The organism is Paraburkholderia hiiakae, assembly GCF_904848665.1.
Classification (GTDB): Bacteria; Pseudomonadota; Gammaproteobacteria; order Burkholderiales; family Burkholderiaceae; genus Paraburkholderia; species Paraburkholderia hiiakae.
In genome coordinates this window covers 167445-192873 of sequence record NZ_CAJHCQ010000010.1, presented here as the reverse complement: position 1 = coordinate 192873, position 25429 = coordinate 167445, and the positions used below count along the sequence as shown (strand labels likewise).

General features: G+C 67.5%; 26 protein-coding genes. 8 read left to right on the top strand and 18 right to left on the bottom strand.

The genetic code is table 11. The annotated features are described in order from the left end of the window. Positions 1-180: 180 nt before the first annotated feature. On the bottom strand, positions 181-867 hold the full coding sequence (locus tag JMY28_RS20310; RefSeq protein ID WP_201697697.1) for a HisA/HisF-related TIM barrel protein: 687 nt from the start codon (positions 865-867) through the stop codon (positions 181-183). A 14-nt stretch (positions 868-881) separates the two neighbouring features. Between JMY28_RS20310 and JMY28_RS20305 the strand changes: the two genes are divergently transcribed. Genes JMY28_RS20305 through JMY28_RS20295 form a run of 3 tightly spaced genes read left to right on the top strand, consistent with a single transcriptional unit; the run spans position 882 to position 3588 of the window. Beyond that, positions 882-1886, top strand: coding sequence for an ATP-grasp domain-containing protein (locus tag JMY28_RS20305; RefSeq protein ID WP_201697696.1), 1005 nt, complete (start codon positions 882-884; stop codon positions 1884-1886). Continuing rightward, positions 1876-2961 carry a hydantoinase/oxoprolinase family protein gene (locus JMY28_RS20300; protein WP_201697695.1) on the top strand — a complete coding sequence of 362 codons (1086 nt, stop codon included), beginning with the start codon at positions 1876-1878 and terminating at the stop codon, positions 2959-2961. The genes JMY28_RS20305 and JMY28_RS20300 overlap by 11 nt, the downstream gene beginning before the upstream one ends. 36 nt (positions 2962-2997) lie before the next feature. Beyond that, the gene (locus JMY28_RS20295; RefSeq protein WP_201697694.1) at positions 2998-3588 is read left to right on the top strand and encodes an amino acid kinase family protein; all 591 of its coding nucleotides are present in this window, start codon (positions 2998-3000) and stop codon (positions 3586-3588) included. 15 nt (positions 3589-3603) lie between these two features. Here JMY28_RS20295 and JMY28_RS20290 read toward each other — a convergent pair whose 3' ends face one another. From JMY28_RS20290 to JMY28_RS20275, 4 genes are read right to left on the bottom strand one after another with little or no spacing between them, the layout of a single operon-like run. Continuing rightward, entirely contained in the window at positions 3604-4320 is a 717-nt protein-coding gene (locus tag JMY28_RS20290) for a (5-formylfuran-3-yl)methyl phosphate synthase (protein WP_201697693.1), read from the bottom strand. After that, entirely contained in the window at positions 4317-4901 is a 585-nt protein-coding gene (locus JMY28_RS20285) for a DUF447 domain-containing protein (RefSeq protein WP_201697692.1), read from the bottom strand. Before JMY28_RS20285 ends, JMY28_RS20290 begins: the two co-directional genes overlap by 4 nt. After that, positions 4902-6287 (bottom strand): DUF6513 domain-containing protein, encoded by a 1386-nt coding sequence (locus tag JMY28_RS20280; protein WP_201697691.1) that lies wholly within the window; start codon positions 6285-6287, stop codon positions 4902-4904. Between the two features lie 11 nt (positions 6288-6298). Further along, a complete protein-coding gene (locus tag JMY28_RS20275; RefSeq protein WP_201697690.1) occupies positions 6299-6916 on the bottom strand; it encodes a flavoprotein in 618 nt (205 codons plus the stop codon). Between the two features lie 307 nt (positions 6917-7223). Here JMY28_RS20275 and JMY28_RS20270 point away from each other — a divergent pair, with 307 nt between their 5' ends. Beyond that, entirely contained in the window at positions 7224-7748 is a 525-nt protein-coding gene (locus JMY28_RS20270; protein WP_201697689.1) for a dihydroneopterin aldolase, read from the top strand. Between the two features lie 67 nt (positions 7749-7815). On the opposite strand, the gene fae is transcribed toward JMY28_RS20270, so the two are convergent. The 8 genes from fae to JMY28_RS20230 form a co-directional block, all read right to left on the bottom strand. Then, positions 7816-8325 carry a formaldehyde-activating enzyme gene (fae, locus tag JMY28_RS20265; RefSeq protein ID WP_201697688.1) on the bottom strand — a complete coding sequence of 170 codons (510 nt, stop codon included), beginning with the start codon at positions 8323-8325 and terminating at the stop codon, positions 7816-7818. Further along, complete coding sequence (locus JMY28_RS20260) at positions 8322-9254, bottom strand: triphosphoribosyl-dephospho-CoA synthase (protein ID WP_201697687.1); 933 nt, start codon at positions 9252-9254, stop codon at positions 8322-8324. Before JMY28_RS20260 ends, fae begins: the two co-directional genes overlap by 4 nt. Continuing rightward, the gene (locus JMY28_RS20255) at positions 9251-10207 is read right to left on the bottom strand and encodes an ATP-grasp domain-containing protein (protein WP_201697686.1); all 957 of its coding nucleotides are present in this window, start codon (positions 10205-10207) and stop codon (positions 9251-9253) included. Before JMY28_RS20255 ends, JMY28_RS20260 begins: the two co-directional genes overlap by 4 nt. 1 nt (position 10208) lies before the next feature. Further along, positions 10209-11237 (bottom strand): methenyltetrahydromethanopterin cyclohydrolase, encoded by a 1029-nt coding sequence (mch, locus tag JMY28_RS20250; RefSeq protein ID WP_201697685.1) that lies wholly within the window; start codon positions 11235-11237, stop codon positions 10209-10211. After that, positions 11212-12396 (bottom strand): ATP-grasp domain-containing protein, encoded by a 1185-nt coding sequence (locus JMY28_RS20245; RefSeq protein ID WP_201697684.1) that lies wholly within the window; start codon positions 12394-12396, stop codon positions 11212-11214. Before JMY28_RS20245 ends, mch begins: the two co-directional genes overlap by 26 nt. Before the next feature lie 51 nt (positions 12397-12447). Beyond that, on the bottom strand, positions 12448-13365 hold the full coding sequence (locus tag JMY28_RS20240) for an NAD(P)-dependent methylenetetrahydromethanopterin dehydrogenase (RefSeq protein ID WP_201697683.1): 918 nt from the start codon (positions 13363-13365) through the stop codon (positions 12448-12450). 38 nt (positions 13366-13403) lie between these two features. Beyond that, positions 13404-14447 (bottom strand): beta-ribofuranosylaminobenzene 5'-phosphate synthase family protein, encoded by a 1044-nt coding sequence (locus JMY28_RS20235; protein ID WP_201697682.1) that lies wholly within the window; start codon positions 14445-14447, stop codon positions 13404-13406. Between the two features lie 219 nt (positions 14448-14666). Further along, entirely contained in the window at positions 14667-15632 is a 966-nt protein-coding gene (locus JMY28_RS20230) for a LysR family transcriptional regulator (protein ID WP_201697681.1), read from the bottom strand. 253 nt (positions 15633-15885) lie between these two features. On the opposite strand from JMY28_RS20230, the gene JMY28_RS20225 reads away from it, so the two are divergent. From JMY28_RS20225 to JMY28_RS20210, 4 genes are all read left to right on the top strand, one after another. Next, positions 15886-16173, top strand: a complete 288-nt coding sequence (locus tag JMY28_RS20225; protein WP_407945521.1) for a ribulose bisphosphate carboxylase small subunit — start codon at positions 15886-15888, stop codon at positions 16171-16173. 191 nt (positions 16174-16364) lie between these two features. After that, positions 16365-17426, top strand: a complete 1062-nt coding sequence (locus tag JMY28_RS20220; protein WP_201697680.1) for a class 1 fructose-bisphosphatase — start codon at positions 16365-16367, stop codon at positions 17424-17426. Positions 17427-17460: 34 nt separating this feature from the next. Next, positions 17461-18333 (top strand): phosphoribulokinase, encoded by an 873-nt coding sequence (locus JMY28_RS20215; protein WP_201697679.1) that lies wholly within the window; start codon positions 17461-17463, stop codon positions 18331-18333. Between the two features lie 65 nt (positions 18334-18398). Beyond that, the gene (locus JMY28_RS20210; RefSeq protein ID WP_201697678.1) at positions 18399-18971 is read left to right on the top strand and encodes an HAD-IA family hydrolase; all 573 of its coding nucleotides are present in this window, start codon (positions 18399-18401) and stop codon (positions 18969-18971) included. A gap of 18 nt (positions 18972-18989) precedes the next feature. On the opposite strand, the gene JMY28_RS20205 is transcribed toward JMY28_RS20210, so the two are convergent. The 5 genes from JMY28_RS20205 to JMY28_RS20185 all read right to left on the bottom strand — a co-directional run bounded on the left by JMY28_RS20205 (position 18990) and on the right by JMY28_RS20185 (position 25407). Continuing rightward, positions 18990-21023, bottom strand: a complete 2034-nt coding sequence (locus tag JMY28_RS20205) for a sigma-54-dependent Fis family transcriptional regulator (RefSeq protein WP_201697677.1) — start codon at positions 21021-21023, stop codon at positions 18990-18992. 183 nt (positions 21024-21206) lie between these two features. Beyond that, positions 21207-21854, bottom strand: a complete 648-nt coding sequence (narL, locus tag JMY28_RS20200) for a two-component system response regulator NarL (protein ID WP_201697676.1) — start codon at positions 21852-21854, stop codon at positions 21207-21209. Between the two features lie 234 nt (positions 21855-22088). Next, on the bottom strand, positions 22089-23048 hold the full coding sequence (locus tag JMY28_RS20195; RefSeq protein ID WP_201697675.1) for an electron transfer flavoprotein subunit alpha/FixB family protein: 960 nt from the start codon (positions 23046-23048) through the stop codon (positions 22089-22091). After that, positions 23045-23845 (bottom strand): electron transfer flavoprotein subunit beta/FixA family protein, encoded by an 801-nt coding sequence (locus tag JMY28_RS20190; RefSeq protein WP_201697674.1) that lies wholly within the window; start codon positions 23843-23845, stop codon positions 23045-23047. The genes JMY28_RS20195 and JMY28_RS20190 overlap by 4 nt, the downstream gene beginning before the upstream one ends. After that, positions 23842-25407, bottom strand: a complete 1566-nt coding sequence (locus tag JMY28_RS20185) for a hypothetical protein (protein ID WP_201697673.1) — start codon at positions 25405-25407, stop codon at positions 23842-23844. Before JMY28_RS20185 ends, JMY28_RS20190 begins: the two co-directional genes overlap by 4 nt. Positions 25408-25429 lie beyond the last annotated feature (22 nt).

Genomic DNA, 25429 nt, shown 5'->3' with positions numbered 1-25429 from the left:
CGCGCCATCCACGGCACACTATGCGCACGGCGTTCACCGTCCGACGTCACACAGTGTCACGCCCTGTTCACGGACGTACACGCCTCGAGGCCGCGCCGTGCGCGCGCGACTGGCCGTGCCCCTCACTGGCATGAAACGTGATTGTTGCGATGTGGCTCGCGCCGTGCATCTTCGAAACGCTCAGACCACAGCAGGGATGCGCCGCTCGTGCAATGCCGAGGCCACGAGCCACGCCGTTGCGCCCGAGGCCGCCGCCGCCTGGAGGTCGTTTGCATCGCGTATGCCGCCCGCGCCGACGATCTCGCGTTGGCCCGCGCGTTGCCGGACCTCCGCAATCGTGGAAAGCGCGGGGCCGTCGAACGAACCCACGCGCTCCAGCGTCATGACGATCAGGCGCGCGGGCCAGTGCGTCACGTCGGTCCAGCAGTGCGGGTCGCCCAGCGGCGTGTCGTAACGGCGGTCGAGCGAGAGGATGGCGTCCGAGGGCAGCCGCGCTATCGCGCCGGCATGGAGCGATTCGCTGCCGAAGACGGGCGTGATTGCGGCGCCGGCTTCCCGTAGCGGCGTGATGAGGGCGCCGGCCGAGGGGGGATCGGCGAAGCCGGCGTCGAGCCATAGTTCGACGCCGGGCAGCGCGCCGGCGAGACGGGTGAGCAGGTCGCGTTGCGGTGCGCCGCGCATGATGCCGTCGAGGTCGGCGACATAGAGGATGGAAGCGGCGCAGTAGTCGAGGAGTGCGCGGGCGGCGTCAACGGGATCGCTGCCGCGGCAAAGCTGCGATTCGAGTGGGCGGTAGCGGCTGCGTTCGCCTCGTACGGCGCGCACCGCGGTGCCGCCTAGCACGTCGATAACGGGAATGATCTGCATGGGGGAAACGAGCGATGACTAAGGTGCTGGTCTACGAATATATCAGTGCTGGCGGCGATGCGGCAGCCCTCGAATCGCCCGCGCTGCTCGCGATGGGGCGCGCGATGCGCGACGCGGTTGCGGGTGACCTCGCGCGCATCCCCGGCGTCGAGGTGACCTGCGTTTGCGCTGCCGGGGAAGCGGCCGCAACCGCAGCGCATGTGCGTGCGCTGGCATGGCGCGTGCTGCCGCGCGGCCACGATGCCGTCGCGGTCGTGCGCGATGAGGCGTTGCGTCACGACGCGGTCTGGGTGATCGCGCCCGAGACGGCGGGCGTGCTCGCCGCGATGTGTGATGCGGTGGATGCTTCGCGCTGGATGGGTTGTGACGCCGCCTCGCTGCGGATTGCGCTGAGCAAGCGCCAGACGGCGCGGCGCCTCGCGCAGGCCGGGATTGCCACGACGCGGGCATGGGCGGCAGACGCGCCCCTGCAACCCGGCGCACCCGCGTGGGTCGTGAAGCCCGACGATGGCGCGGGCGCGGTCGCAACGCACGTCTACTACGATTTGCGCGAGGCGGAGTCCGCGTTCCACCAACGCCTCGCCGCCCAGGAGCGCGTGACGTTGGAAGAGTGGGTGGAAGGCGACGCGCTGAGCCTCTCGCTGCTGTGCACGCAGGGCCAGGCGGAGCTGCTGAGCGTGAACTGGCAGCATATCGACGTCGCGCAGGGCCGGCTCACCTATGAAGGCGTGACGGTCGGCGCGATCTCGCTCAGCAGCCTCGTTGGCCGCGCCTGCGCCGAACTGGCGGCGCGCGTCGCGCACGCGTTGCCGGGGTTGCAGGGCTTCGTCGGCATCGACTTGGTCTGGCATCGCGAGCGCGGGCCCGTGCTCATCGAAGTCAATCCGCGTGTGACGTGTGCATACGCAGGGCTGTCCGAACGCCTGGAAACCAATCTGGCGGCGCGCCTGCTGGCGGCACATCACGAAGCGCACCTGGAAGCGAACAGCGCCGCGCAGCAGGTTTGCCATGCAGCATGATCTCGTGATCGGGTGGGACATTGGCGGCGCGCACGTGAAGGCCGCGCGCGTCGAGCATGGCCGCGTGCTCGACGTCGCGCAATGGCCTTGTCCACTCTGGCAGGGTCTTGGGGAACTGGACACCGTGCTGGCGCAGGTGGCGGCACGCTGGCCCGATCTTGCCTGCGCCGGCCACGCCGTGACGATGACGGGCGAAATGGTGGATCTGTTCGAGCACCGCGAAGCCGGCGTGGTGGCGCTCGCGCAGCGGCTTGCCGGGCATCTGGGCGAGCGCGTTGCGTTCTACGCCGGTCCGCAGGAGAACGGGTTCTGGTGTGCGCTCGACGGCGTGGCGGCGCACTGGGCGCGCATCGCTTCGGCCAACTGGCAAGCCACGGCGCAGGTGGTCGCGAGACGCTTGTCCAACGCGGTGCTGATCGATATCGGCAGCACGACGACGGACCTGATTCCGGTGCGTGGCAATCGGATCGTCGCGCACGGCGCGGACGATGCGGGGCGGCTGCGCACGGGCGAACTGGTCTATCAGGGCGTCGTGCGTACGCCGCTGTGCGCGCTGACGCAACGTATCGGGTTTCGCGGCGCGACGTGGAATGTGATGAACGAATACTTTGCGACCACGGCCGACATCTACCGCCTCACCGGCGAACTGGAGTCCGCGCACGACCAGCATCCCGCCGCTGACGGATGCGGCAAGGACGCTGAGGCAACGCGTCGGCGTCTCGCACGCATGATCGGCCATGATGCGCGCGATGCAACGGAAGCCGAATGGAACGCATTCGCCCATCAATGGCGTGACCTGCAACTGGCGCATCTGGCCACGAATCTGACACGCGTGCTGGCAGCGTGTGCGCCGTCGCGCGACGCGGTCGTGGTGGTGGCGGCCGGTTGCGGCGCGTTTCTCGGGGAGGCTGTGGCGGCGTCGTGCGGGTATGAGGCCGTGCGCTTCGCCACGCTCATCGAGACCCGTGCCGAGGTGGCTGACTGGGCGCAAGTATGCGCGCCCGCTGCGGCGGTCGCGCTGCTGCTCGCGCAAGCCAATGAACGTGCACAACGTGCCGATGCGGCGCTTGCCTGACGCGGCGGTGTGCCCGATGCCGACGGGGGGGCGCCTATGTGGGTGGTGAAGCTCGGCGGCAGCCTGAGCCGCGACCCGCTGCTACGAGAGTGGCTGCGCGAATTGAGCGAGTTGGGCGGTGGCCGCGTGGTCATCGTGCCCGGAGGCGGAGGCTTCGCGGATCAGGTGCGCGAGCATCAATCGGTATGGCGCTTCGACGACGTCGCCGCACACAACATGGCAGTGCTGGCGATGGCGCAGCACGCGCTGATGATGCAGGGTCTGTGCCGTCGTCTCGTGGTGGCGGCGCGCGAGGTCCAGATCCGTCACGCGCTGCACGAAGGCAGGACCGCCGTATGGGCGCCGTTCGACCTGCTGCGGCAGCAGGCCGACATGCTCACGAACTGGGACGTGACGTCGGATAGCCTCGCCGCGTGGCTTGCCAACCGGCTGAACGCCGAGCGGCTCCTGATCGTCAAATCGTGCGAGATCGACCCGGCGCGCAGCGTCGCGCAACATGTGGAGCAAGGCGTGCTCGACCGGCGCTTCGCACACTTTTCCCGCGACGCCTCCTGGCCGTTGGACATCCTTGGCAAGAACGACTGGCCGCGTGTTCGCGAACTGCTGCTGCACGCGGCAACGTCCTGAGTTTTCCTGAACCGGCTATGCGGCCTTCACGGCCTCGTGCGGCACGACCTGCGCCGCGCCGCTCAACGCCGCGCGCAGTTCGCGCACGCGCGCGGCTTCCAGTCGGCCCGTGCGCGCGCCACTGCAGAGTGCGCTGCGAAAACCGGCGAAGTCGGGCTGCAGTGCGCGCACGCGCGGCACATGCTCGATCCGCAGCGCGCCGGCCAGTCCGACCATGATCTCGTGAGCGCGCGCGGTCTGCACCATGCTGTCGAGCACGGCGAGCGGCACGCAGTGAAACAGGCTGCCTGTGTCCTTGCGCGCCGTGTCGGCCATCACGGCGGCGAAGCCGAGTTCGCAGGCGTGCTCGACGAGCCTGAGGTCGAGTCCGTCGTCGCAAAGCAGCACGGGGACCATGGCCCAAGGCAGCGCGCGCATGCGCGTGAGCGTCTCGTGCGCCGTGGGCCCAGGCGCCACGCCCGCTTTCACGTAGTCCACGCCGCAGCGGCCGATACGATCCGCGTGATGGACGATGGCCGCATGGTCGCCCGCTGGCAGGTCGCCTATCGTCGCGCTCACCGGCAGGTCTGGCCAGGTGTCGCGCAACATGCGGACGATACTCGAGACGCGCGCCGGCGCCAGCGCACCGAGCGCGCCCGCGCGGGGCTCCTTGAGGTCGATGAAATCCGCGCCCGCTGCGGCCGCTTCGCGCGCCTCGGCGAGGTCGCGCACACTGGTGAGGAGTCGGGTCATGATGTTTCGCGCTCGATGGCGCGCTCGTCGCGTGGGTAATAAGCGGCTACGGCTTCGGTGAGCCAATGCCAGGCTTCGTGCTCGGCGGGGCCGGCCGTCTTCTCGATCGCAATCGTGAGCCAGCCCATCTCCGTCTCGATCTTTTCGCGCGGCAACAGGTGCAATCGGCTCACCAGCACCGCCGCTTCGATCACGGCGGCCTGCGCGCGATTGAAGCCTGTGAAGGGCGCGTGATTCGCCTCGGCCACGCGCCGTAAGGTCAGCACCGGGCGGCCCGCGTCGCCGCCTGCATGTTCGAGGCGCAATTCCGCATGAGCCAGCGCGCCTGCCAGCCGCACGCACGGCACGGTATCGGCGGGCAGCGTCGGCCAGCTTTTGCGGCCCGTCACGCAGCCCGCGAAGACGCGCACGTCGCTGGTGAAATTCATCACCGCGTAGCCGGTCGCCATGATGTTGTCGTACGTGGTGGACGGCCTGAACGGCATCAGGATGACCTTCTCGCGCTCGAAGCGCGCGCCCATCGGCGCGACATGCCGCATGCCTGTGAGCGAGCAGGTGGTGACGACGGTCTCGTGAATCATTCAGGCCTCCTTGCGCATCGTCGTGCCGGGCGCGCATTGCTCGAGCAGGTTCTCGGTATCGCGCTCGGCGGCGCAACCCCAGTCGAGCGACTGATCCTGCGCGTAGCGCTTGCCGAGCCGCCACGCCACTTCCGCGCGCGCGAGTTCCACGCCCATGTAGAACGCGTGCGCGCCGTCGCCTTCGAGCTTCAGGCGCGGCCACAGCGCGAACGGATCGGCGGCCACGTGGTGACCGTCGCGGTTGTAGACGTGCACGCCGGCGCTCGATACCTGCACGCGAAAGTTCGGATCGCGGATGGCGCGCGCGGTCTCGGCGACTTCTTCGGGCGTGTCGGGGAAGGGCCGCTTCGCATGCACGGTCATCAAGGCGTCAGAGATGCCCTTGGGCAGTGTGCGCTGTTCGCGCGCGGCGTACATCACGCGCCGCGCAACGTCCGCCTCGCGGATCGCCCGGCGTGCATGCTGACTCACCTGGGTCGTCAAGATGGCGGAGATGCCCAGCTCCGCCCCCATGCCGAGCAGGACCGCGTTGATGCCGCAGGTGTCGGCCTCGGTGAGCTCGGTGACATTGCCGACGCCCATCATGATCGGCGCGTCGGGAAACGCGTCGCGCACGCGCTGGTAGCGCACCAGCGACTTCAGCAGCCCGAACGGAATGGGGTCGAGAATCGGGTCGGCGAGAAACGGACGGCCCATGGCGCTCACGGCTTCGATCGCCGCGAACAGCGACGGCTCGTCGCCGGGCTCACGCGGCACGAGGATGGGCGTGGACTCGACTTCATTGAGGATCCACGTCGTCTCGCTCGAAAGGCTGAGCAGATAGTCGGCGCCGGCGCGGCCGCCGCGCACCAGTTCTTTCGCGTCCATCGAATCCACGCTGACACGCAAGCCCCGCTCCTTGAGCGCACGCACGGCGTCGGCCAGATGAGGAAACGCGGTGGAGGGCAGGCAGCCGAGGTCGATCACGTCCGCGCCGTCGGCTTTCAGTTGCTCGGCACGCCGGCAGATGGCTTCGACGTCGAGCCTGGGCGCATCCACGATTTCCGCGAAGATCGCGATGTCGTACTTCGAGAGATCGACAGGCCGCGCCGTGCGGTTGAAGTACGCGGGCAAGTCCTTGAGCTCTTCGGGGCCGCGCTCGAAGGGCATGCCGTAGTGTGCCGAGAGCGCGGCCAGGTCGCCGCGGCAGCGGCCCGGCACGATCACGCGGTCGGCGGCGATGGGCGCGCTCACACGGCGGCGAATCATGTCGGCGGTCATCAGCGCCGCGACCTGCAGGCCGACCTCGCGGATCTCCCACGTGAACGGCGCGGGTTCGAGGCTGCGCAGCACCCGCTCCAGCCCCGGCTGGGCGAGGCGTCCGGTGAAAAAGACGATATGTTCCATGGCGATTGTGCTCAAGCGAGGTTGCAGCCGTGCACGGCGTCGAGCAGACCGAGCGACCTGTACCGGGTCTCGAGCGCCGCGCGCAACGCATCGATCGAGGTGGGTACGAGGCAGTGATCGATGGCCCGCAGGCGCTCGACGTTGCGCAGCTCGATGTTGCGCGGCCTCAGCTCGACCCAGTCGAGGGGGCTTTTCGTGACGACGACCGGCTCCGTGTCGCATGCGAACACAATGCCGGGAATACCCACCTTGCCCGCCTGGGCGAACAGATTGGTGGGCAGCGTGTCGGAGATGCCGAATGCACATTTCGCAACGGTATTGCTCGTGGCGGGAGCGATCACCAGCGTGTGATAGAGGCCGGATTCGTAGAGCATGCCCACCGGCACCGCGCTCGCGCTGTTGTCGCGAAACACGCGAAAGCGCGTCTTGAGTTGCGCGATGCCAATCTTGTAGAGCGGCAAGACCTCCGCGGCGGCGCGCGAGAGGAACAGGTCCACGTGCGGGAACTCGGCCGCCAGCGCGAGCGATTCTTCGAGACAGTGCCCCGATCCGGTGATCGCCCACGCGAGGCGCGGCCTCGCGAGCGTTGCGTCGTCCTGCGGGTCTTCCGGTTGCCGCGGTTGGGTCATCGTTCACCTTCGTTGTAGGCGTGGACTGCAGCCATGATCATGATGCTCCGGCGAGTTGCGCAGTTTGCGATACACAGTGTCACGGGCGCAGGCGCGTGCTCAACGGGTCTCGCCTTGCCGGTGCCCCCTGTGGCCTGCCCGCGCGCCGCACATGGGCGTCGTACGCTTCTTCTGCTTGCGACATTCGTGCCTGGGACGGTTCTTGCATGAGAGCTGCGAGACCCCGCGCCCCGGTGGCGCGAGGCGAGCCGCGACGCGAGCGCACAAGAGCGTGCCGGCATTTCCCATGCAAGCGAGAGGAGCAAGGATGAACGCAATCGACACGAGCATGTTCGACCGGCCCGCACGGTACGCGGACGGCACGTCGCGTCAGACCGAAGGCGAAGGCGCGCAGCCGATGGACATCATTTTCATCGAGGGCTTTGCTGGCGAGACGGTGATCGGCATCGATCCGGAAGAACTGCACGACCCGCAGCCGGTGGAGATCGACCTCTGGGCGGGACTGCCGCGCAGCCGCGCGTGTGAGACCGACGCGATTCACGACACCATCGATTACGGCAAGGTCCACGGCGCGTTGCAGGCGCTGCTGAAAAACCACGGCGTGCAGTTGCTCGAGGCGCTGGCCGAGACGATCGCGCAGATGCTGCTGGTCGACTTCGGCGCGCACTGGGTGCGCGTCGCGCTGGTGAAGCCGCGCAAGTTCGCGAATGTGAAGGCCGTGGGTGTCACGATCGAGCGGCGCCGCGCGCCAACGGGCGGTGCGCCGCGGCGCGAAGGCGTGGCGTTGGCGCTGCTCGGCGCCGGCATGTTTCCGCCCGAAGGCAGCCGCTGAAAGGATGGCCGGACGGGCGTCGCCGCGACCGTCCGGCTTGTTCGGCCGGGTGAGATTCGTGGGGGCGTCAGCTGGCAGCGAACGGGTGTTTCGCCCCGCCTTTTCGGCTGACCACTTCGGCGGCGCGCGGCTCGCGGTTGATCGCGCGCTTGAGCGCCTCGCGTGTGGCGCGATAGTTGTAGTCCTGGATCTTCTGGTCGTCGTCGGCCTGCCAGTGGATGAACACGCCCACGCTGATGAAGACGTCGTCGGCTTCGTCCGCGGGTATGGTGCCGTCCTCCACGCTGTCCGCCACCGCGAGCGCCACCGCCCGCTGCGCCGGTCCGAACATCTGCACGGCCTGCTTCGCGCCCTTGATCGTCACCTTGTTGAACAGCACGGTATTGGGCTTGGCAAGAAGATTCGGCGCGACCACCGCGAGGAGCGACGTGAAGCCGTCCTTGTTGTTGGTGAGCGCGTTGCAGAAGGCGCTCTCCGCCGCCGAGCCGCGCGGTCCAACGATCAGGTCGATGTGCGCGACTTCGTTACCCTCGCCGACGAGCGATTCGCCAACGAGCACGCGGTCTATCTTTGTCATGAGTGTGTCTCCGGTAGAAAAGCCGTTGTGGGCGCAATCAGTGACGGGTCCATGCAGGCGGCGGCAAAAAGCGTCGCCACCGTCAGGTCCGCGCTCGTGCCGGGATTGAGGCCGGCCGCCTTGAGTTCGGCGTCCCAGCCGTCGAGCGCGCGAGGCGCGCAAAGGCGATCCGGCCCGCGCGCGAGCCAGGCCGCCGCTTCGTTCGACACGTGCTGTGCACATGCCGCGCCGTGCTTGCGCACGATGTGCGAATCGGGCCAGCGCGCGAGGAAGCGCAACCAGGTCAGCAGCACCGCGTCGGCGAGCGGCGTGCGCGATTCGGCTCGCGCTAGGTAGGCCGCACGGAAAGTCGCGAGACCGAAGCCTAGCACGTCGCAGAAGTCCTCCGCATACTGGCGCGCGATGCTATCGCGATCGGCGGCGAGCGCCATGGCAGCGCGCAGGTCAACGGTGGGCGTCGTGCCCACGCTCTGACTCGGCGCGTTGCCGAGGCCGCCCGGGTTGGCGAGCGCAATCGCACGATAGGCGGCGCAGGCGTCCTCGACCGTTAGCGCGCGCAAGACGCGCTGCACGGACTGCATCGACTGCGCCGCCTGGATGGGCGCCGGGCAGACGTGCGGCGGCGGCGCTTCGAACGCCGCCGCGAGCGGCGCGCACAGCAGCACAATGCCGAGATTCGTATTGCAGCCAGCGGCGGCGCGCGTGTTCGCGATGGCCGCTTCAATGCGCGTGCCCACCGGCGCGCCCCGTCGTGTCAGCGGGGCGCAAGCCGCGCGGGCGCTGGCGACGAAGAGTTCGGCGCTCATGCCGTGTCCGGCGGACGCAAAGCTGACGTTGCCCGGTTTCGCGCACACGACGTCCTGCTCGCAGGCCCACAGGAACGCGGCTTCCAGCCTCGCCGTCGTCCCGGGGTCGTGCGGGGCGTTCATGCGACAGCCTCGCGAGGCGCGCCGGCTTGCGCACGCGCGAGCCGCCGCGTGAGCAGGTCGTCGACGATGCAGCCCGCGATGTCGAATGAAGTCACCGACTGCAGTCCGCGCCACGCGGCCACGCCGTTCACTTCGATGACCTGTGCGCCACGCTCCGGGTCGTCGCACGGCACGACGTCGATGCCGGCGTAGTCGAGGCCGAGCGCGGCGCTGGCACGCTCGGCGAGTTGAGCGAGTTCGGGTGTCAACGGCTGCGCTTCGCAGCGCCCGCCTTGCGCGACGTTGTGCACCCAATGCTCGCTTACCCGGCGCATGGCGGTCACCGCCTTGCCGCCCACCACCAGCACCCGCCAGTCGAACCCCGGCGTGCGCGTGGGCGGGACGAACCGTTGCAGATACGCGAGGCCGCCGTAATCGCGCAAAGAAGGCAGCGCAGCGCACCCGTTCTCACCGCTGCCGCCAAGGCGCACGAGGCCCTTGCCCTGTGAGCCGAACAGCGGCTTGAGCACGACCTCGCGGCCCGCCGCCGCCTCGCGCATCACGACACGGCGCGCGTGAGGCAAGGACTCGCCGGCCCAGGCGGGCGGTGTGGCGATGCCCGCGCGGTGCAGCAGGAAAGTGGTCATCGACTTGTCGACGCTGCGCTCGATCGCCCGTGCGTCGTTGTAGACGGGCACACCGAGTTCGCGCAGCGCGTGCAGGATGCCTAATCGTACGGTCACCTGCTCGAAGCTGCCGCCGGCGACGCCGCGCACGATCACCGCGTCCGGCAGGCCACGCCCATAGCCCGGAATCACGAGGCCGTGTGCGGCCCAGGTGGTGTCGATGCGGCAGTCGGCGAGGTCCACGCAGCGGCCCTGCGCGCCGCGCGCGCGCAGCGCACGCTTGAGGCGCGAGGTATGCCAGCCGGTCTCGTCGGTCATGATCGCGACGCGCAGCGTTCTTGCGGTCATGTCAGGCCTCGCCGAGCCAGAGCGGATGGAGCAGATCGAAGCGCGTGGCGCCCGCGTGCCAGGTGCGGCCTGTTTCGAGACTGCTCACCCACACCTCGGCGGGCGCGAACAGCGCCGGGTCGATGCGATAGAAGTCATAGTCGTACTCGGTGAAGATTTCGGCGAACGAACGGCCGAAGTCGCGTGACGCCGACGAGGGCAGACGCTGCGCGAGATCGCGTGCCGCATCGTCGCTGCCGGTCACCGTGAGGTGCACGCGAGCGCCGTAGAGAATCGCGTCGTTGGTGCGCCCCATCGCTTCGATGGCGTCGCGCGAGGGCGGCGGCAAGGGCGCGCTCGCGCGGCCCTCGACGATGTCTTCTAGCGCAAAGCCCAGCACATGTGCCTTGTGCAGCGCGACTTCGAGCGCGCGCGCGACCACCTGTGTCGTGCCTGCGCGGCTCGTCGTGGGGGTGAGGATCAAGGTGAGACCGCGCGCGTCCAGTGAGCAATCGCGCAAGATCTTGTCGATCACGACCTCGGGCGGCGCACGGTCCACTTCGAGCACGAGGCAGCCGCTCGACGAGGTGTCGCGATAGCGCAGTTCCTCGTAGAGAGGTTCTTTGCACGCGAGCGAGCGCGCAGGACCGGAGCCGAGCGCGAAGAACTTCTTGCCGCCGGTTTCCTCTTTAGAAGCCGACAGGCTCCAGCCCGCGTACTGGCTCGCGAGACACGCGAGCACCGGCTGTGCGCTCGCGATCTCGATCACGGTGGGCCATTCGTCGCGTGCGCTCGCCCCGGCGTTCGCGCGCACCTGCACGCTGCCGAGCCCACCCATGCAGATGGCGCCGATTTCGGCGCCGGCCGCTACGCTGCCGGGCGTGTCGATGCCGGCGTCGACGATCAGCACGCCCCGCGCATCCCGTTGCACCGCGAGGCCGAGTTCGGTCTGCCGCTCGAGGAGCGATGCGAGCAGGGGCTGCGCGAGCGCGTTGACGCTGAGCGGCGTGGCATTCGTTGCGAATTCAACGATGGGCGAGTGAGCGTTCATGGGACACCTTCATCAAGGGTTCGATCGCGGCGGCGCGCACGGTGAGGGCCGTGCGCATCGCATTGACGGATGTGCCCGGCGCACAGGCCGCCGAGACGGTGCAAAGCGGCGTGCCGGCGGCGATCGTGCTGCCGGCGACGGGAATGTCGTGACACCAGCCGAGGCGGCGCGCCTGGGCGTCGAAGGCGGGCGTCGCGATATGGTCGCCCTGTGCAAACACGACCAGTTGGCCATGCACGGGCGGCGCCGGTCGGTCCTTTGCGTCCGGTATTTCCGGCAGCTCGCCGCGGCAGGCGCGGACGTGCTGCGCGAGCAGGGGAGCGCGCGTGCCGTGGTCATGGAGCGCCATCGTCGCGGAAGGCCGTGCGTTGACTTCGAGCACGATGCAACGCTCGCCGTCGCTCAGAAAATCGAGGCTATTGAGACCCACGAGACCGCTCGCGGCGACGATCGTCTGCACGGCATGGCGCACCTGCTTCTCGAGCCTGGGTGGCACAGGAATCGGACCGATCGCGCCACGCCAGACAAATGGATGCGCCCCGTGTGGTACGACGATCTGCTCGTTGATGCCGAGTACCGTGGCGCTGCGGCCTGTGGCGAGAAACAGCGCTGACATCGAGCGCCCGGAGCAGAGCCGTTGGTAATACGTATCGGACGAATCGTTGCGCGTGCAATCGTCTGTTGCATCGGCGAGATGGATATGCCAGGCGCCCGTGGCATTCGCGTGCTTGCATAGCCAGCCTTGCGGGTTGCGCGGGCGTTCCATGTGCGTCTCGGGAAACGCGATGCCGCATTCCTCGAGCAATGCGAAGAAACGCTTGGGGCTGCGAACCGCATCGTAGGCCTCGCGTGAATTGCCGATCAGCGGCAACGACTCGATGCCGGTGTGCAGCAGCTCCGGGCAGGCTTCGAAGCCGCTGCCCGCGATCCAGCCGGTCACGCCTCGCAAGCCGCTCGCGCGTTCGAGCGCGGCGCGCGTGCGGGCTGGATCGAGCGTGAGCGTCGCCGGGTTGCCGATCGGCTCCCAGCATGCAGCGGCGCGCCGCGTGTCGCTATCGCCGAACGCGTCGAGCGCAATCACTCGCCAGCCCGCGCGCTGCGCCGACTCGGCGAGCATGCGCGCGGACAGCCCGGCAACGACGATGCCGGGCCTCGTCATGGCTGCGTTCGCATGCTGGGGAGGCGGGGTTTCACGTCGCGCATCGCCCGGTCAGACAGCCTGCGCCTCGCGCTCGGCCACGACTTCGCGCGCGAGTGCGAACGCCTCTTCGAAGCCGAGATAAACCGGCTTCCCGCTCGCGAGCATGCGTTCGAACAGGCGCCGCTGCACCTGATACTTCACGTTGCCAATCGCCAGCGCGCCGATCCCCAGCGCCCGATGCAAGCCGAACGGTTTGCCGTCGTCAGCCACGCCCACGCCATCGATGCCCGCAGGCGGCACGGCGTTCACGTCGGCGGCGACGAGCAGTTGCGAAGCTTGATCGACCTGGCGCGTGTTCATCACCTGCACGCCGGCCGCCGCGGTCGAGAAGACCACGTCTGCGCGCGAGAGCGTGGTGTCGAGCGCTTCGGTCAATTGCGCGTCGGCGCCGCGCGTCTGCACGTTAAAGCGCGCGTTGATGCGGCTGCTGGCGGCCTGCGCGGCTTCGAGCCCGCGGCTGCTCGCGATCGAGACCAGCGCGCCCGCGCGCGCCGCGAGCACGCCCGCGATCACGCCCACGGGTCCCGTGCCGCCCAGTACGACGACGCGCTTGCCTTCGAAGTCCGTGTCGTGCGAACGCCGCAAATGCCACTCGACGCCTGCGACCAGCGCGGCGGCCGTGGTGTACGCCCCGCTCGGATCAGCGAATACGGAGACTTCGAACGGCGGCACCATCGCCTCGCGCGCGCGCAGCAACATGTCGGCGGCGAGCACGACATCGCGGCCGCCGATGAAGAGACCGGTGTGCGCCACGCCTTTCGGGCCGCGTGAAAAGATCGCGTCCTGCGTGAGCGCAGCGATGTTGTCGATGCCGACGTCGGCGTAGGGCACGACGACCTGATAGCCCGCATCGACGGCCATATTCACGTCGAAGGGGCTCATTTGCCGGCTCGGCGTGAACATATGGAGTATGAAGGGACGTTCCATCGTTTTTTCGATTCTCGAAGAGAGGTTGAGAAGGCGCGTCAGGCGACGGCCGGCGTATGAATGACCGTCGCGCCGGTGTTGCGCCCCTTGACGATTTCGAGTCGCAGCGTCGGGCCGACCACGCCGGCCTTGCGCGCCGCGGCCACGGCTTGCGCGGCCTCATCGTGCGAGGCCAGGATGGCGAAGCCCGTGGGGCCCCACGAACTTTGCCCGATGCCGGCGCAATGCCGCGCGCCGACCCAGTCGAGCACGCGCGCGACCGCGGGGCTCGTATAGATGCCGCCCTGCGATGCCGCGAAGTAGCGGCCGATGCCGTCCTGCAACTCGCTCACGCCGCGCGCAAATGGCGCGAAATCGCCTTCGGCCGCGGCCGGCAGGATCTGCATCAACGCGAGGTGGCAGGCGTGCGCGGCCAGCGCCTGCGGAAACGGCGGCAGTTCGGCCATGGCCTTGCGCTCGGCGGGGCCGGACAAGCCGCTGCGCGCGTCGTCTAGCACGAGCAGCACGCGCCATTCGTCGGGAAACGGCAGGCGCGCGAGCACCGGCGGCAGCTCCGTGGCCGAGCGCGGGCCGCCGTCGAGTATCAGTCCGCCCTGCTCGAAGCCCGCTACGCCGATGCCCGAGCGCGCGCCGCGCGCGAGCGCGAGGGCGAGCTCGGAGGCATCGAGTGTGAGCCCGTGCAGGCGCGCGAACGCATGGCCCGAGCAGAGCGCGAGCTGTGTGCCGGAGCCGAGCCCCGCATGCACGGGCAGCACATGGCGCAAGCGCACGTCGAGCGGCGTGCAATGCCCGCTCAGGCGCTTGAGCGCCTCGATGTGCGCGCGCAGACGCGGCAGCTCCTCGCTTGCATAGGGCGGGGCCGCATATTGATCGCCAGGCGTGTCGCTGCCAACGTCACCACGGTGAGCGAGGCGCATCTCGAGCGTCGTGCTGATGCCGTCGAGCACGAGGCCGAGACTGCCGAAACGCCGGCCGAGCGACGCCCCCGGATCGAGGAAGCCGAGATGCAGTCGCCCGGGTGCGTTCACGGTGACGGCGCTCGCTTGCTTCGCAGGGTGTGGCGTCGTGGCGTATTGCGTCATGGGCGCTTCCTCGGATCGGTGAGCGGACATCGGGTCCGGGCCGACCGACGCAAGCGTCATGCCATGCGCGCTTCGCTGAGCGAATTTCCGTCTATACGCGGGCTGTTAGATGGTTAGACGCGTGGTCCGATGCGCGTGCGTGTGGTGAGCGTGCGTGACCTGCGCATCGAGAACGGCGACCTGTTCACCGCGTGCGTGTGCCGTATCGGTGACAGTGTGTCACTCGCCACGCCGGACCCGAACGGGCGCCGTGGGCAGGTCCGCATATTCGCCGGCGAGGTACGTCTCGGTGTTTTCCACTACGAAGCGGCGGAACGACTGGCAGGTGGGCGAGAGCTGGCGCGCGCGTAGATGCACGATCTGCCACGCGCGGTCGATGGGTGTGCCGCTCACGTCGAGCAGGGCGATTTCGCGGGTGCGCAACTCCAGCCGCAGCGTATGCAGCGAGAGCAGGCTGATGCCCATGCCCGCCATGACGGCCTGCTTGATGGTCTCGTTGCTGTCGAGCGTGACGACCTTCGCAGGCGCAAAGAGGTGGTGCTTGAACATCTGTTCGACAACCGTGCGCGTGCCGGACCCCGGCTCGCGCATCAGGAAGGTCTCATGGCGCAATTCCTGCACGTCGATGCGCCGGGCTACGGCGAACGCGTGATCCCGCGCGGCGACGATGACCTGCGGGTTGTACGCGAGCGGCTCGGCGACGGCGTCGAGCTCGCGCGGCGGGCGGCCCATGACTGCGAGGTCGATAGCGTTGTCTTGCAGCATGTGCAACAACGATTCGCGATGCGCAATCGTGAAGCGCACTTCGACTTTCGGGAATTGCGCGCAATAGCGTGCGATGAGTTGCGGCACGAAATAGCACGCGGTGCTGACGAGGCCGACGGAGATTGCGCCACTGTCGGCGAGAGAGAGCGACTGCAGTGCGTCTTGCGCATCCTTCACTTCGCCGAGAATACGGTTGGCGTGATGCGCGAACGTTTGGCCGGCTTCGGTCAGTGCCATCTTGCGCGCGACGCGCTCGAACAGTTGCAGGCCGACGGCTTCTTCGAGCTGCTTGATCTGCATGGAGACGGCCGGCTGCGAGAGATGCAGGTCTTGCGCCGCGCGCGCGAAGCTGACTTGCGTTGCCGCGGCGGCAAAGATCTGCAGCTGGCGCAGCGTGAGCGTACGAACGAAATTGAGCATGACCGGTAATCGCCTGGAAAGCGCGCGCAACGCGCGGAGACAGGTAAGGGCTCCCTTATAGGACGACTAAGAATATTTGAATTTCACTGATTTGCGCAGCGCTTTATCGTAGAGGCGTGCCAGGTGTTACGCGATGTAGAGCGCGGCAGACACGCCTACGGTTTACCCGGATCAAGGAGTTTTGAATGCAAGCCCGAACGGAATCCACGAGAGATCGCTACGCGGCGGGCGTGATGAAAAGCGACACGCATCCGTGCAATACCTATCGGGAAATGCGGGGCCGCCGATGTTCGACCTGCGCGGCGCGGCCGGTGTGCTGTTCGATGTGAACGCGTGCCGCCCGGCGCATCCGCACGAGCACATCGAGCTCAATGTGTTCGATTCGACGCGTGGCTTCGAGACGATGCGCATATCGTTCATCGTCAACCGTCCGCCCGTGGAGCAGGGCTTTCATCTCCAACGCGAGGAAGTGCCCGGCCGCACGCAGCGCTACGCCGTCCGCGCTGACGCTGTCGAGACGCGCACTGGCGGACGCAACTGATGCGGTGGGGCGCTGCGCTGGCAGGCATCTTGCTCGTGCAGTAGGGCTGCCATCTGTTGTGTCGCCGCATGTGGCGGCGCTCCTGGAGAAAGACATGATCGTAATGCCCCACGCAGAACCCGCCGCCGGCGAAGCCCGCATGGCGCCGACGGGTCAGCAAACGGTCGACCTTGCCCAGCACTGAGGCCACCATGCAAAGCAAACACGTGACGCTCGACGATTTCCTTGCCAGTGAGCTGGCGAGCCAGGATGGCGTATCTTCTGCCGCCGGCCTGCCTGTCCTGCTCGGCGAGATCGCCCAGGCGGTGCGCTTCATCGCTTCACTGATCGACCGGTTTGCGCTGGAAGGGGGCACGCCCGAGGGCGGTATGCGTGAGCCGGTCGACATCGCGGCGCGCGAAGTACTGGTAGCGCTGTGCGAGCGCAGCGCCAGCATCGCGGGCTACACGGCTAGCGGCGTGGACACCGCACGAGCCACGGCGGCCTCGACCCGCGGCGCCTGGCTGTTGGCTTTCGACGCACTCGACGGCGCCGGGCAGGCCGGCGAAAACGGCATGGCTGGCAGCAGCTTTTCCGTGCGCGAAGCAACGGGTGAGGCCATGGGCGACGAGCGGGCATTGCTGTGCGAAGGCGTGGCCCTGCGTGCAGCGGGTTATGCCGTCTATGGTCCGTCGACGACGCTCGTACTTACGCTCGGACGCGGCACGCACGGCTTCACGCTGGCGCGCGAGAGCGGCGCCTTCGTGCTCACGCACCGCTCGATGCGCATACCGGAAGACAGTGCCGAATTGTCGATCGACGGCGCACGCGAGCGTTGCTGGGCGCCGCCCGTGCTGCGCTATGTGCGCGAATGCCGGGAGGGCAACATGGGCGAGCGCGAGCGGGACTTCAGCATGCGCTATAGCGGCTGCGCCGTTGCGGACGTACACCGCATTCTGATGCGCGGCGGTATGGGTATCGTACCTTGCGAGCCCCACGGGGCGCCCGGCGCGGGCCTGAGCCTCTTGCATGCGGCCCAGCCGTTTGCGTGGCTCGTCGAACAGGCGGGCGGCGCGGCGAGCACGGGGTGCGAGCGCGTGCTCGAACTGCGGCCTGCATCGCTCGGCGAACGGGCCGGCGTTGCTCTGGGCGCAAAGTGCGAAGTCGAGCGGCTCGAGCGCTACTACCGCGAGTACGAGCGCGGCGTGGACAGGCCGTTCATCTCACCGCTGTTCAACGAGCGTTCGTTGTACCGCCCCGAGGCATGCGCTTGATGCCGCACACGGACGAGGACTCAAGCGAGACATCATGTCGATCAAACACCCGATCGTGGCCGTCACCGGTTCGAGCGGCTCCGGCACGACCACCGTGATGAATAGTTTTCAGCACATCTTCCGGCGCGAGAAGCTCAAGGCGCAGATCGTGGAGGGCGACGCCTTCCACCGTCACGACCGCGTGGCTATGCGCATCGCAATGAAGGAAGCGGAAGAGAAGCGGCAACAGTTCAGCCACTTTGGTCCTGCCGCGAACGTGCTGGACCGGCTCGAAGATCTGTTCCGGCAATACGGTGCAACGGGCAAGGGGCGCGTGCGCAAATACGTCCACGACGAGACAGAAGCCCTGCAGTACGACGCGGAGCCCGGTACGTTCACGCCCTGGTCAGACGTCGAGCCGGACACGGACCTGCTCTTCTACGAGGGTCTGCACGGCGGCTTTGTCGGACACGGCATCGACGTGGCGCAGCACGCCGACCTGCTCGTGGGCGTCGTGCCCATCATCAATCTCGAATGGATCCAGAAGTTGCATCGCGACAAGACGCTGCGCGGCTACTCGCAGGAAGCGGTGATGGACACCATCCTGCGCCGCATGCCCGACTACGCCCATTACATCTGCCCGCAGTTCAGCCGGACGCACGTCAATTTTCAGCGCGTGCCGACTGTCGACACGTCGAATCCATTTACGGCACGCGATATTCCGAGCGCCGACGAGAGCTTTGTCGTGATTCGCTTCGCCAATCCGAAAGGCATTGACTTCCCCTATCTGCTCACGATGCTGCAAGACTCGTTCATGAGCCGGCCAAATGTGATCGTCGTGCCGGGCGGCAAGATGGGGCTCGCGATGCAACTGATCTTCACGCCGATGATCCTCAAGATGATCGATCGGCAGCAACGCGCGGCGTAACGATAAGGCGCGCGCTTTCTGGAAACTCGGCCGCCAGTTAGCGGCTTAATAACAGGAGATACCTCATGCAAGTGATGTCGCGCAATCTGCCCGTCGACGCCGTTCTGTTCGATCTCGCCAGCATCCTGCACGGCAGGAGCATAGCTGGCCACCTCACCGAGCTCTTTCCGGCCGTCGAATCGGCACTCGACGGATTGCGCCAGATGGGCCTGAAGCTCGGTGTCGTGACCGACAAGGAGGCGCATCAGGTCGAGCCGCTGCTGCAGCGCTTCGGGTTGTCGGTGTGGTTCGACATCGTTGTGGAAGGCGATGCGCTCGCGCAGCGCAAACCCCAGCCCGCGCCGCTTCTGCACGCCTGCGAGGCGCTCGCTGTCGCGCCGGCGCACGCGCTCTACGTGGCCGACTCGGCAAACGACGCGCTGGCCGCGCAGGCGGCCGGTATGCCGATGATCCGCGTGAGTTATGGCGCCTGCGCCGATCAGTCGATTTCAGAACTGCCGTGTCTGCGCGTCATCGACACGCCCAGCGAACTGCTCGATCTGCTTGGCAGTCCGCATCATCGGAATCAGCCTGAACGCGCAATGCACCCTGAGGCCGCCGCTTATCGGCACGACGGCCCTGCGGGGACGTATGCCTGAATGGAAGGGAGCGGCGTGTCAGCGTTTAATGTGGACGCGCCGCATTTTCCGGTACAAGGTGTTGCGCGTCACGCCGAGCGCCTGCGCCACTTCGCTCACGTTCCAGCGGTGCGTGTCGAGCAGGCCCATGAGCGCTTCGCGCTCGGCCTGCAGGATGGCATTGAGGGGTGCCGTGCCATCGTCGTCATCGATGTCCTCGCCGCAGTCGGAAGCCGCGTCTGCCGTTACCGCAAGCGGCGCGGCTGCCACGGCCAGGCTGGCGGCCCGACCCGCACTGCGTACGAGGTCGCCGGGCAGATGCGCAGCGGTAAGCTCCGGACCGTCGCACAGCGCAGCCGCCGTGCGCAGCACATTGCGCAGCTGGCGCACATTGCCCGGCCAGGGATGATCGAGCAGGATCTGTCGCGCGTCCTTGCCAAGCAGGGGCGCGACTTCGTTGTCCTGTTCGAGTAGATGCCGGATCAACGGGAGCTTGTCTTCGCGTTCGCGCAGCGGCGGCACGCGCAGGGCAACGCCGCTCAGGCGATAGTAGAGGTCTTCGCGAAACTGTCCTTTGGCGACGAGCTCGCCCAGATCGCGATGGCTCGCGCTGATGAGCTGGAAATCGACCTTGATGACAGCTTCGGAGCCTAGTGGCGTCACCTCTCGCTCCTCGAGCACGCGCAGCAGGCGAGCCTGCAGTGCGAGCGGCATGTCGCCGATCTCGTCGAGAAAGAGCGTGCCGCCATTGGCCTGCAGAATCTTTCCGCGCCGCCCTTCGCGCTGCGCACCCGTGAAGGCGCCGGCGCGATAGCCGAACAGCTCGCTTTCGACGAGATGCTCGGGCAGCGACGCGCAGTTGATCGCGACGAACGGCCCATTACGGCGAGCGCTGGCGGCGTGCAGCGCGTTGGCGAAGACGTCCTTGCCTGCACCGGTCTCGCCATGCACGAACACGGCAATGCCGCGATCGATCACGCGTTCGCCGAGGCTCAGCTGGCTCGCGAGCTGAGCATCGCCGAATTCGACGCGCGGGCCCGAGCCATGACGTTCGGTGCCGCGTGCAGGCTCCCGGCGCGCGACGGGTACGCGCGCCGCGTGCTGCTGCGTTGCGATTGCCGCTGGGTGCTTGAGCGGTGCCTGCGCGACCGCGAAGAAGCGATTCGGCGCTTGCGCACGGTACACCGCGACAGGATGGAAGGAACTCTGGGCGCTGCGCGTGAGGAGGTCCGCGAGCTTTGCGTTGAAGAGGCCGGTGATGGGCTTGCCCGCGATTTCGGCGAGCGTGGCGAAGCCGAGCTGGAACAATGCGCTGCGGTTCGCGCCGAGCACGATGCCGCTATCGTCGATCGTGAGCGTGCCCGCGTGCAGCGTGTTCACGAACTCCGGACGGCTGTGGAAATGCACCCTGTGCGCCTGTGCATGGCGCACATCGAGCAGGCGGTTTTCGATCATCTGCCGCGACATGCCGACGAGCACGAGCGAGTGCTGCTGCTCCAGGTGCGAGCGACTCGTGACATCGAGCACGCCGGCAATCGCGCCGCGCTCGTCGAATACCGGCACGGCGGAGCAGGTGAGGCCCGCGTAGCGCGAGAAGAAGTGCTCGTGCTGGCGCACGGCCAGCGCTTCGCCTTCCGCGAGGCAGGTGCCCATGCCGTTGGTGCCCGCTTCGCGCTCGCTCCAGACGGCGCCCACGCAGAAGCCCCAGTCTTCGACCTGCTCCGCGAAGCTCGTGGACGAGACGAGGTGCAGGATCACGCCTTCCGCGTCGGTCAGCACGACCGCGAGATCGGCATCGCCCAGTTGCTGGTAGAGCGTCGTCATTTCGAGCTTCGCGCAGCCGATCAAGTCGCCGAGGCGCTCGCGGCGCTGTGCTAGCTCGGCGCTCGTCAGCACGGGCGGCGGGCGGCACGCGTCGGGATCGAGCCCGTAGTCGTGCAGGCAGCGTGTCCATGAGCGCACGATCGCCGCGCTCGGCTCGTAGTGACCGAGCCGCTGGCGCAATGCGCTGTCGACCGCGCCGGTGCGGGCTAAACGTTCAACGCGTTCTTCGGCATATTGGGCTGACTGCATGACACGCGTCTCCAGATTTTCCGACCGCCAATAACGAATGCATCGTGGACGAATCAAAGCGATTTCGCCAACCTGCATCCGATTATTCGCGGCAGAAAATCCAGTGGCAATTCGCCTCGAAGTGCTACCTCTTTGTGGGTAGACGCGTGTCCCGCAGAGGATTGCCGTGGGTATTGCCGGACTTCAGCGCTCGCGCGGTGCGCCGTGCTCGTGGCGCCACACCACGGCTTCGAGCCGTGAGTGCAGGTCGAGCTTGCGCAGCACGTGCTTGACGTGGACCTTCACGGTGCCCACGCTGATGCCGAGCTTGCGTGCGATGACCTTGTTGCACATGCCCTCGACGAGGTAGTCGAGCACTTCGACCTCGCGTGCCGTGAGATCGGACTCCACTGGCGGCATGCGCTGGCCGCCCGAGAGGGCCTGAACGAGGCTGCCGGTGACCGCATCGCTGAGCACCGCCGCGCCCGTCAAGGCCTTCTGGAGCGTCGTGCAGAGGTCTTCGGGGTCCATGTCCTTGAGCAAATAGCCGTGAGCGCCCGCGCGCAGCGCGGCGACCACGTCGCGTTCATGGTCCGAGACGGTCAGCATGATGAAGCGCGCGTTCACGCTGGCGTCGCGCATCAACTGCAGCGTTTCGATGCCGCTCACTTCCGGCATGTTAAGGTCGATCAGCACGATCTCGGGCTTCAGGCGTACGGCCATCTCGACGCCTGCGCGGCCCGAGGCCGCCTCGCCCGCGATACAGAACGACGAATTCATCTGGATAAGCTGCGCGACGCCTTTGCGAAAGAGTGCATGGTCGTCGATGAGCAGAACGGAATGGGGGGGCATGTAGGCTTCCTTGGCGCGTTGACCAGACTACCTGTCTCTACTGGAACGGCGTGGTACCCGTCTTTGGGTGCATGTGCACTTGTGAGCGCCAGCACTTTGTTCGCTGCTACCAGATTTTTCCTGGATTAGAGCCTTAAGTCTACGCGTGGAATCCCGATGGACAATATTCACTGCGGGGAAAAAAAGGGGCCAACCCATCATGGGCCGGCCCGAACTCACGACTTTCACAGGGCTTCAGAAGTGACTGCGTAATTCCTCGGCGATATCGAAGATATCTCCCACGATGCCATAGCGCGCGATCGTGAAGATCGACGCTTCGGGGTCGGTGTTGACGGCAATGATGTTCTCCACATGCTTCATACCGGCCATGTGCTGCACCGATCCCGATATCCCCATCGCGATGTACATCTTGCAGGCCGCGGCGGTCTTGCCGGACTGGCCGACCTGGTGCGCTTTCGGCAGCCAGCCCGAGTCGGCGATCGGGCGCGAGCAGCCGAGCGTTGCACCCACGGTTTCCGAGAGTTCCTTGAACTGCTCGACGTGGGTCTCTTCGCCGATGCCCCGGCCGATGGAGAGGATGAACCTGGCGCCCGGAATATCGACATCGCCGCTCGCTGCCGGCTCCTCGAAGCCTTTGTGCACGCTGCGCGGCGTAACGGCAGGCGCCGCGAACGTGCTGAGCGTGGGAGCGGAAACGTTTTCGGGCGCTTTGAAGGAGCCAGGCCGCAACGTCACGACGACGGTCTCTTTGGCCGGGAACTCGATCTCCATGTTGACCTTCTGCCCATAGCCCGAGCGCGTGGCGACCCAGCCCGCGTCGTCGCGGGTCAGGGCGAATGCGTCGGTCGTGAACCCGTAGTTGGCCTTGACGGCAAGCGGCGCCGCGTAGCCGAGCGTGTCGATCGTATGCGGCAGGAGCACGAGCGAGGGATTTCGGGTCTCGATGAGTGCGCGCGCAACGATTTCGTAAGTTTCGGGGTCGAAGGCGTCGGCAGCCGTTTGGACGCTCAGGATCTCGTCCACGCCTGCGAGCTTGAGGCTCTCCACGTACGCCTCGGGCTGCGCGCCGAGTACCGCGACCGTAACGGCTTCGCCGCTCGATTCCTTCGCAGCCGCGGCCGCGCCGATGACTTCGAGGCTAACCGGGCGCAACTGCCCTTGACGGTGTTCCACCACTACCAGAATTCCACTCATTTCGCTTCTCCGCTGAATTCCTTGATCAGGCTTGCGAGACGTGCCGCCTGTTCGGCCGGCGTGCCGCCGATCATGTTTGCGCGACCCGCGGCCGGGACATAGACGCGCCGGATGCGCGAGAGCGATCCGGCCGCGCCGGTTTCGCCGGCGGCGAGGCCGAGCTCTTCCGGCGCGAGGGTTTCGATCGGCCGCGCGGCGGCTTGCTTGATGCCGCGCAGCGACGCGTAGCGCGGCGTGTTGATGCCAAGCTGGATGGTCAGCACGGCGGGGCACTGCACGTCGACGGTCGCGTAAGCGCCGCCTTCCAGCTCGCGTCGGGCGGTGGCCGTCTTCGCGCCCGGCGCGTAGTCAAGCCCTGCCACGACGGCGGCATGCGGCCAGTCGAGCAGGCCCGCGAGCGCCATGCCGGTCACGCCATAGGCGTGATCGGACGCCTGCACGCCCGCGAAAATCATGTCGGGCGCTTCCTTGCGCGCGAGGGCGGCAAGTACGCGCGCGACGGCGACCGGGTCGGCGTCTTCGAGCGCGTCGCTCCATATGCGCACCGCGCGGTCGGCGCCTTTGGCGAGGCACTTGCGCAATTCGTCATCGGCGCTATCGGGTCCGACCGTGACGACCACGATCTCGACATCGCCGTTTGCGCCTTCCTTCAGGCGCATCGCTTCTTCCAGTGCGTAGTGATCCCACTCGTTCAGGTCGAAGACGTGAAAATCGGCGCTGACGTCGCGGCCGTCGTCGTTCAACTCGAAGTCCTCGTCGAGCGAAGCGACCTGCTTGATTGTGACTAGTATTTTCATCTTGACTCCATCGTGTTCGTCGGAGAGGGTGAATCGTGGTGCTCATGCTGCGGCGCATCCTCGTCCAGCGGATGCGGGAAATCGTTCTGATCGGCGCGTGCGACGGCCGCAAGCGGCGCGAGCGGCGCGGCGGACGCCACCACGGGACCGAGCGTGCGCCCGAAGTGGGCGAACAGACGTGAGCGCGCCTCGCGGTCCGGATCGAAGCGCATGCGCCAACGGTCGGCGTCCGTCAGGTTCGGGTGCTCGAACACCAGCACGCGGTGCAGCGGATACGGCTCGTGGCGCAATTGCAGCAGCACGCGCCGCGTTGCCCGCGGGTTGAGGGTCACGCTGCGGCGCACATCCGCCACGGCATGGGCCGCGAGCCGTGCGAGCTGCGCCTGCGGGGTCGCGGGATGGCGAGCGATGCCCGAGAGCACGTCGATGTCCTCGTCGGCACAGAGGCGCCGCAGCAGTGAGGCCGGCAGGTCTTCGCGCAACGCGATACCCGCCCGGACCCACGCCACCGGATCGGCGGCGAGGACGGCGACGAGGCGCGCGGGACAGCGCGGGTGGCGGGCCACTGCGCGACGCACTTCCGGCTCGCTGTCGTGCACGAGCCGCTCGAGCCATTCGGGCGGGCAGGCCGGATTGCGCGCGAGCGTACGGCGCACCCACGTATCGGCGTTGCCGATGAACCAGTCCACCACCTTGAGCGGCAGATCGTGGCGCGTGGCCACGACGCGCCGCACGATGGCCTGCGCGTCGAAGCACAGGCCGATCAATGCGCCCGCCGGCGTGTTCGCGTTGAGCGCGGCGGCCCGGCGCACGCCGGGGTCTTCGTCGCGGGCGAGCAGCGCCAGGATGTCCGGGAGCGTGCGTGCCTGGAGTGCGAGGCTGCGCCGCTCGGCAGACGACGAAGGCAGCGTGCGCAGCAGCGCTTCGGGGCAGCACGGATGACGCAGCACCTGGGCGCGCACGGCACTCGTGTGCGTGTTCTTCCACAGATGCAGCAGCGTCTGCGCGTCGGTCGCGAGATGGATTGCGAGCAGCCGTTGCAGCACGGCGATGCCGCGCTGTTCGACCAGAATGAGCAGATCAGAGGGCACGCCCACGTTTTCGCAGAGCGCGCGCAGCACGTCGATGTCCTCGCTCTGCGCGGCGAGCGCGCTGAGTAGCGCATGCGGCGCGTTAGCGTGCCGTGCGAGCAGGCACGCGAGACGCGGGGCGATTATTTCGTTTGCCTGCGCGAGCAGGGCGAGCGCGTCACCAGGCGTCGCGGGATTTCTCGCGAGGCGCAGTTTCAGCGTCTCGTCTCGATTGGCCGCCGCGAGCCGCGCGACCACGGCGAGCACCGCGCCGTGGGCGAACGTGCAGGCGGCGAGCGCGAGGCAGTCACGCCGCTCGGCGAAGAGGCGGGTGCCCAGCCGCTCGCGTGCGGCATGATCTGCGTGCGGGTAGAGTGCCGCGGCCGCGTAAATGTCCTCTGCAGCGAGCGCGAGTTCGACCAGCTCGCGCCAGTGCCGTCGCATCGTCGGCGTGCGCGGCCTGTGCTGCACAGGGACGGAGCTGGGCGTCATGTCTGGCAATCCTCGCTGTGGA

Coding starts and splice junctions, on each gene's coding strand:
- fae (WP_201697688.1), bottom strand. CDS start 8,325: ATGACAAAGATAGACCGCGTGCTCGTTGGCGAATCGCTCGTCGGCGAG.
- narL (WP_201697676.1), bottom strand. CDS start 21,854: ATGCCCCCCCATTCCGTTCTGCTCATCGACGACCATGCACTCTTTCGC.
- JMY28_RS20280 (WP_201697691.1), bottom strand. CDS start 6,287: ATGGAACATATCGTCTTTTTCACCGGACGCCTCGCCCAGCCGGGGCTG.
- JMY28_RS20295 (WP_201697694.1), top strand. CDS start 2,998: ATGTGGGTGGTGAAGCTCGGCGGCAGCCTGAGCCGCGACCCGCTGCTA.
- JMY28_RS20245 (WP_201697684.1), bottom strand. CDS start 12,396: ATGACGAGGCCCGGCATCGTCGTTGCCGGGCTGTCCGCGCGCATGCTC.
- JMY28_RS20220 (WP_201697680.1), top strand. CDS start 16,365: ATGCAAAGCAAACACGTGACGCTCGACGATTTCCTTGCCAGTGAGCTG.
- JMY28_RS20240 (WP_201697683.1), bottom strand. CDS start 13,365: ATGGAACGTCCCTTCATACTCCATATGTTCACGCCGAGCCGGCAAATG.
- mch (WP_201697685.1), bottom strand. CDS start 11,237: ATGAACGCTCACTCGCCCATCGTTGAATTCGCAACGAATGCCACGCCG.
- JMY28_RS20255 (WP_201697686.1), bottom strand. CDS start 10,207: ATGACCGCAAGAACGCTGCGCGTCGCGATCATGACCGACGAGACCGGC.
- JMY28_RS20285 (WP_201697692.1), bottom strand. CDS start 4,901: ATGATTCACGAGACCGTCGTCACCACCTGCTCGCTCACAGGCATGCGG.
- JMY28_RS20270 (WP_201697689.1), top strand. CDS start 7,224: ATGAACGCAATCGACACGAGCATGTTCGACCGGCCCGCACGGTACGCG.
- JMY28_RS20185 (WP_201697673.1), bottom strand. CDS start 25,407: ATGACGCCCAGCTCCGTCCCTGTGCAGCACAGGCCGCGCACGCCGACG.
- JMY28_RS20305 (WP_201697696.1), top strand. CDS start 882: ATGACTAAGGTGCTGGTCTACGAATATATCAGTGCTGGCGGCGATGCG.
- JMY28_RS20190 (WP_201697674.1), bottom strand. CDS start 23,845: ATGAAAATACTAGTCACAATCAAGCAGGTCGCTTCGCTCGACGAGGAC.
- JMY28_RS20215 (WP_201697679.1), top strand. CDS start 17,461: ATGTCGATCAAACACCCGATCGTGGCCGTCACCGGTTCGAGCGGCTCC.
- JMY28_RS20205 (WP_201697677.1), bottom strand. CDS start 21,023: ATGCAGTCAGCCCAATATGCCGAAGAACGCGTTGAACGTTTAGCCCGC.
- JMY28_RS20260 (WP_201697687.1), bottom strand. CDS start 9,254: ATGAACGCCCCGCACGACCCCGGGACGACGGCGAGGCTGGAAGCCGCG.
- JMY28_RS20235 (WP_201697682.1), bottom strand. CDS start 14,447: ATGACGCAATACGCCACGACGCCACACCCTGCGAAGCAAGCGAGCGCC.
- JMY28_RS20290 (WP_201697693.1), bottom strand. CDS start 4,320: ATGACCCGACTCCTCACCAGTGTGCGCGACCTCGCCGAGGCGCGCGAA.
- JMY28_RS20230 (WP_201697681.1), bottom strand. CDS start 15,632: ATGCTCAATTTCGTTCGTACGCTCACGCTGCGCCAGCTGCAGATCTTT.
- JMY28_RS20195 (WP_201697675.1), bottom strand. CDS start 23,048: ATGAGTGGAATTCTGGTAGTGGTGGAACACCGTCAAGGGCAGTTGCGC.
- JMY28_RS20310 (WP_201697697.1), bottom strand. CDS start 867: ATGCAGATCATTCCCGTTATCGACGTGCTAGGCGGCACCGCGGTGCGC.
- JMY28_RS20275 (WP_201697690.1), bottom strand. CDS start 6,916: ATGACCCAACCGCGGCAACCGGAAGACCCGCAGGACGACGCAACGCTC.
- JMY28_RS20210 (WP_201697678.1), top strand. CDS start 18,399: ATGCAAGTGATGTCGCGCAATCTGCCCGTCGACGCCGTTCTGTTCGAT.
- JMY28_RS20300 (WP_201697695.1), top strand. CDS start 1,876: ATGCAGCATGATCTCGTGATCGGGTGGGACATTGGCGGCGCGCACGTG.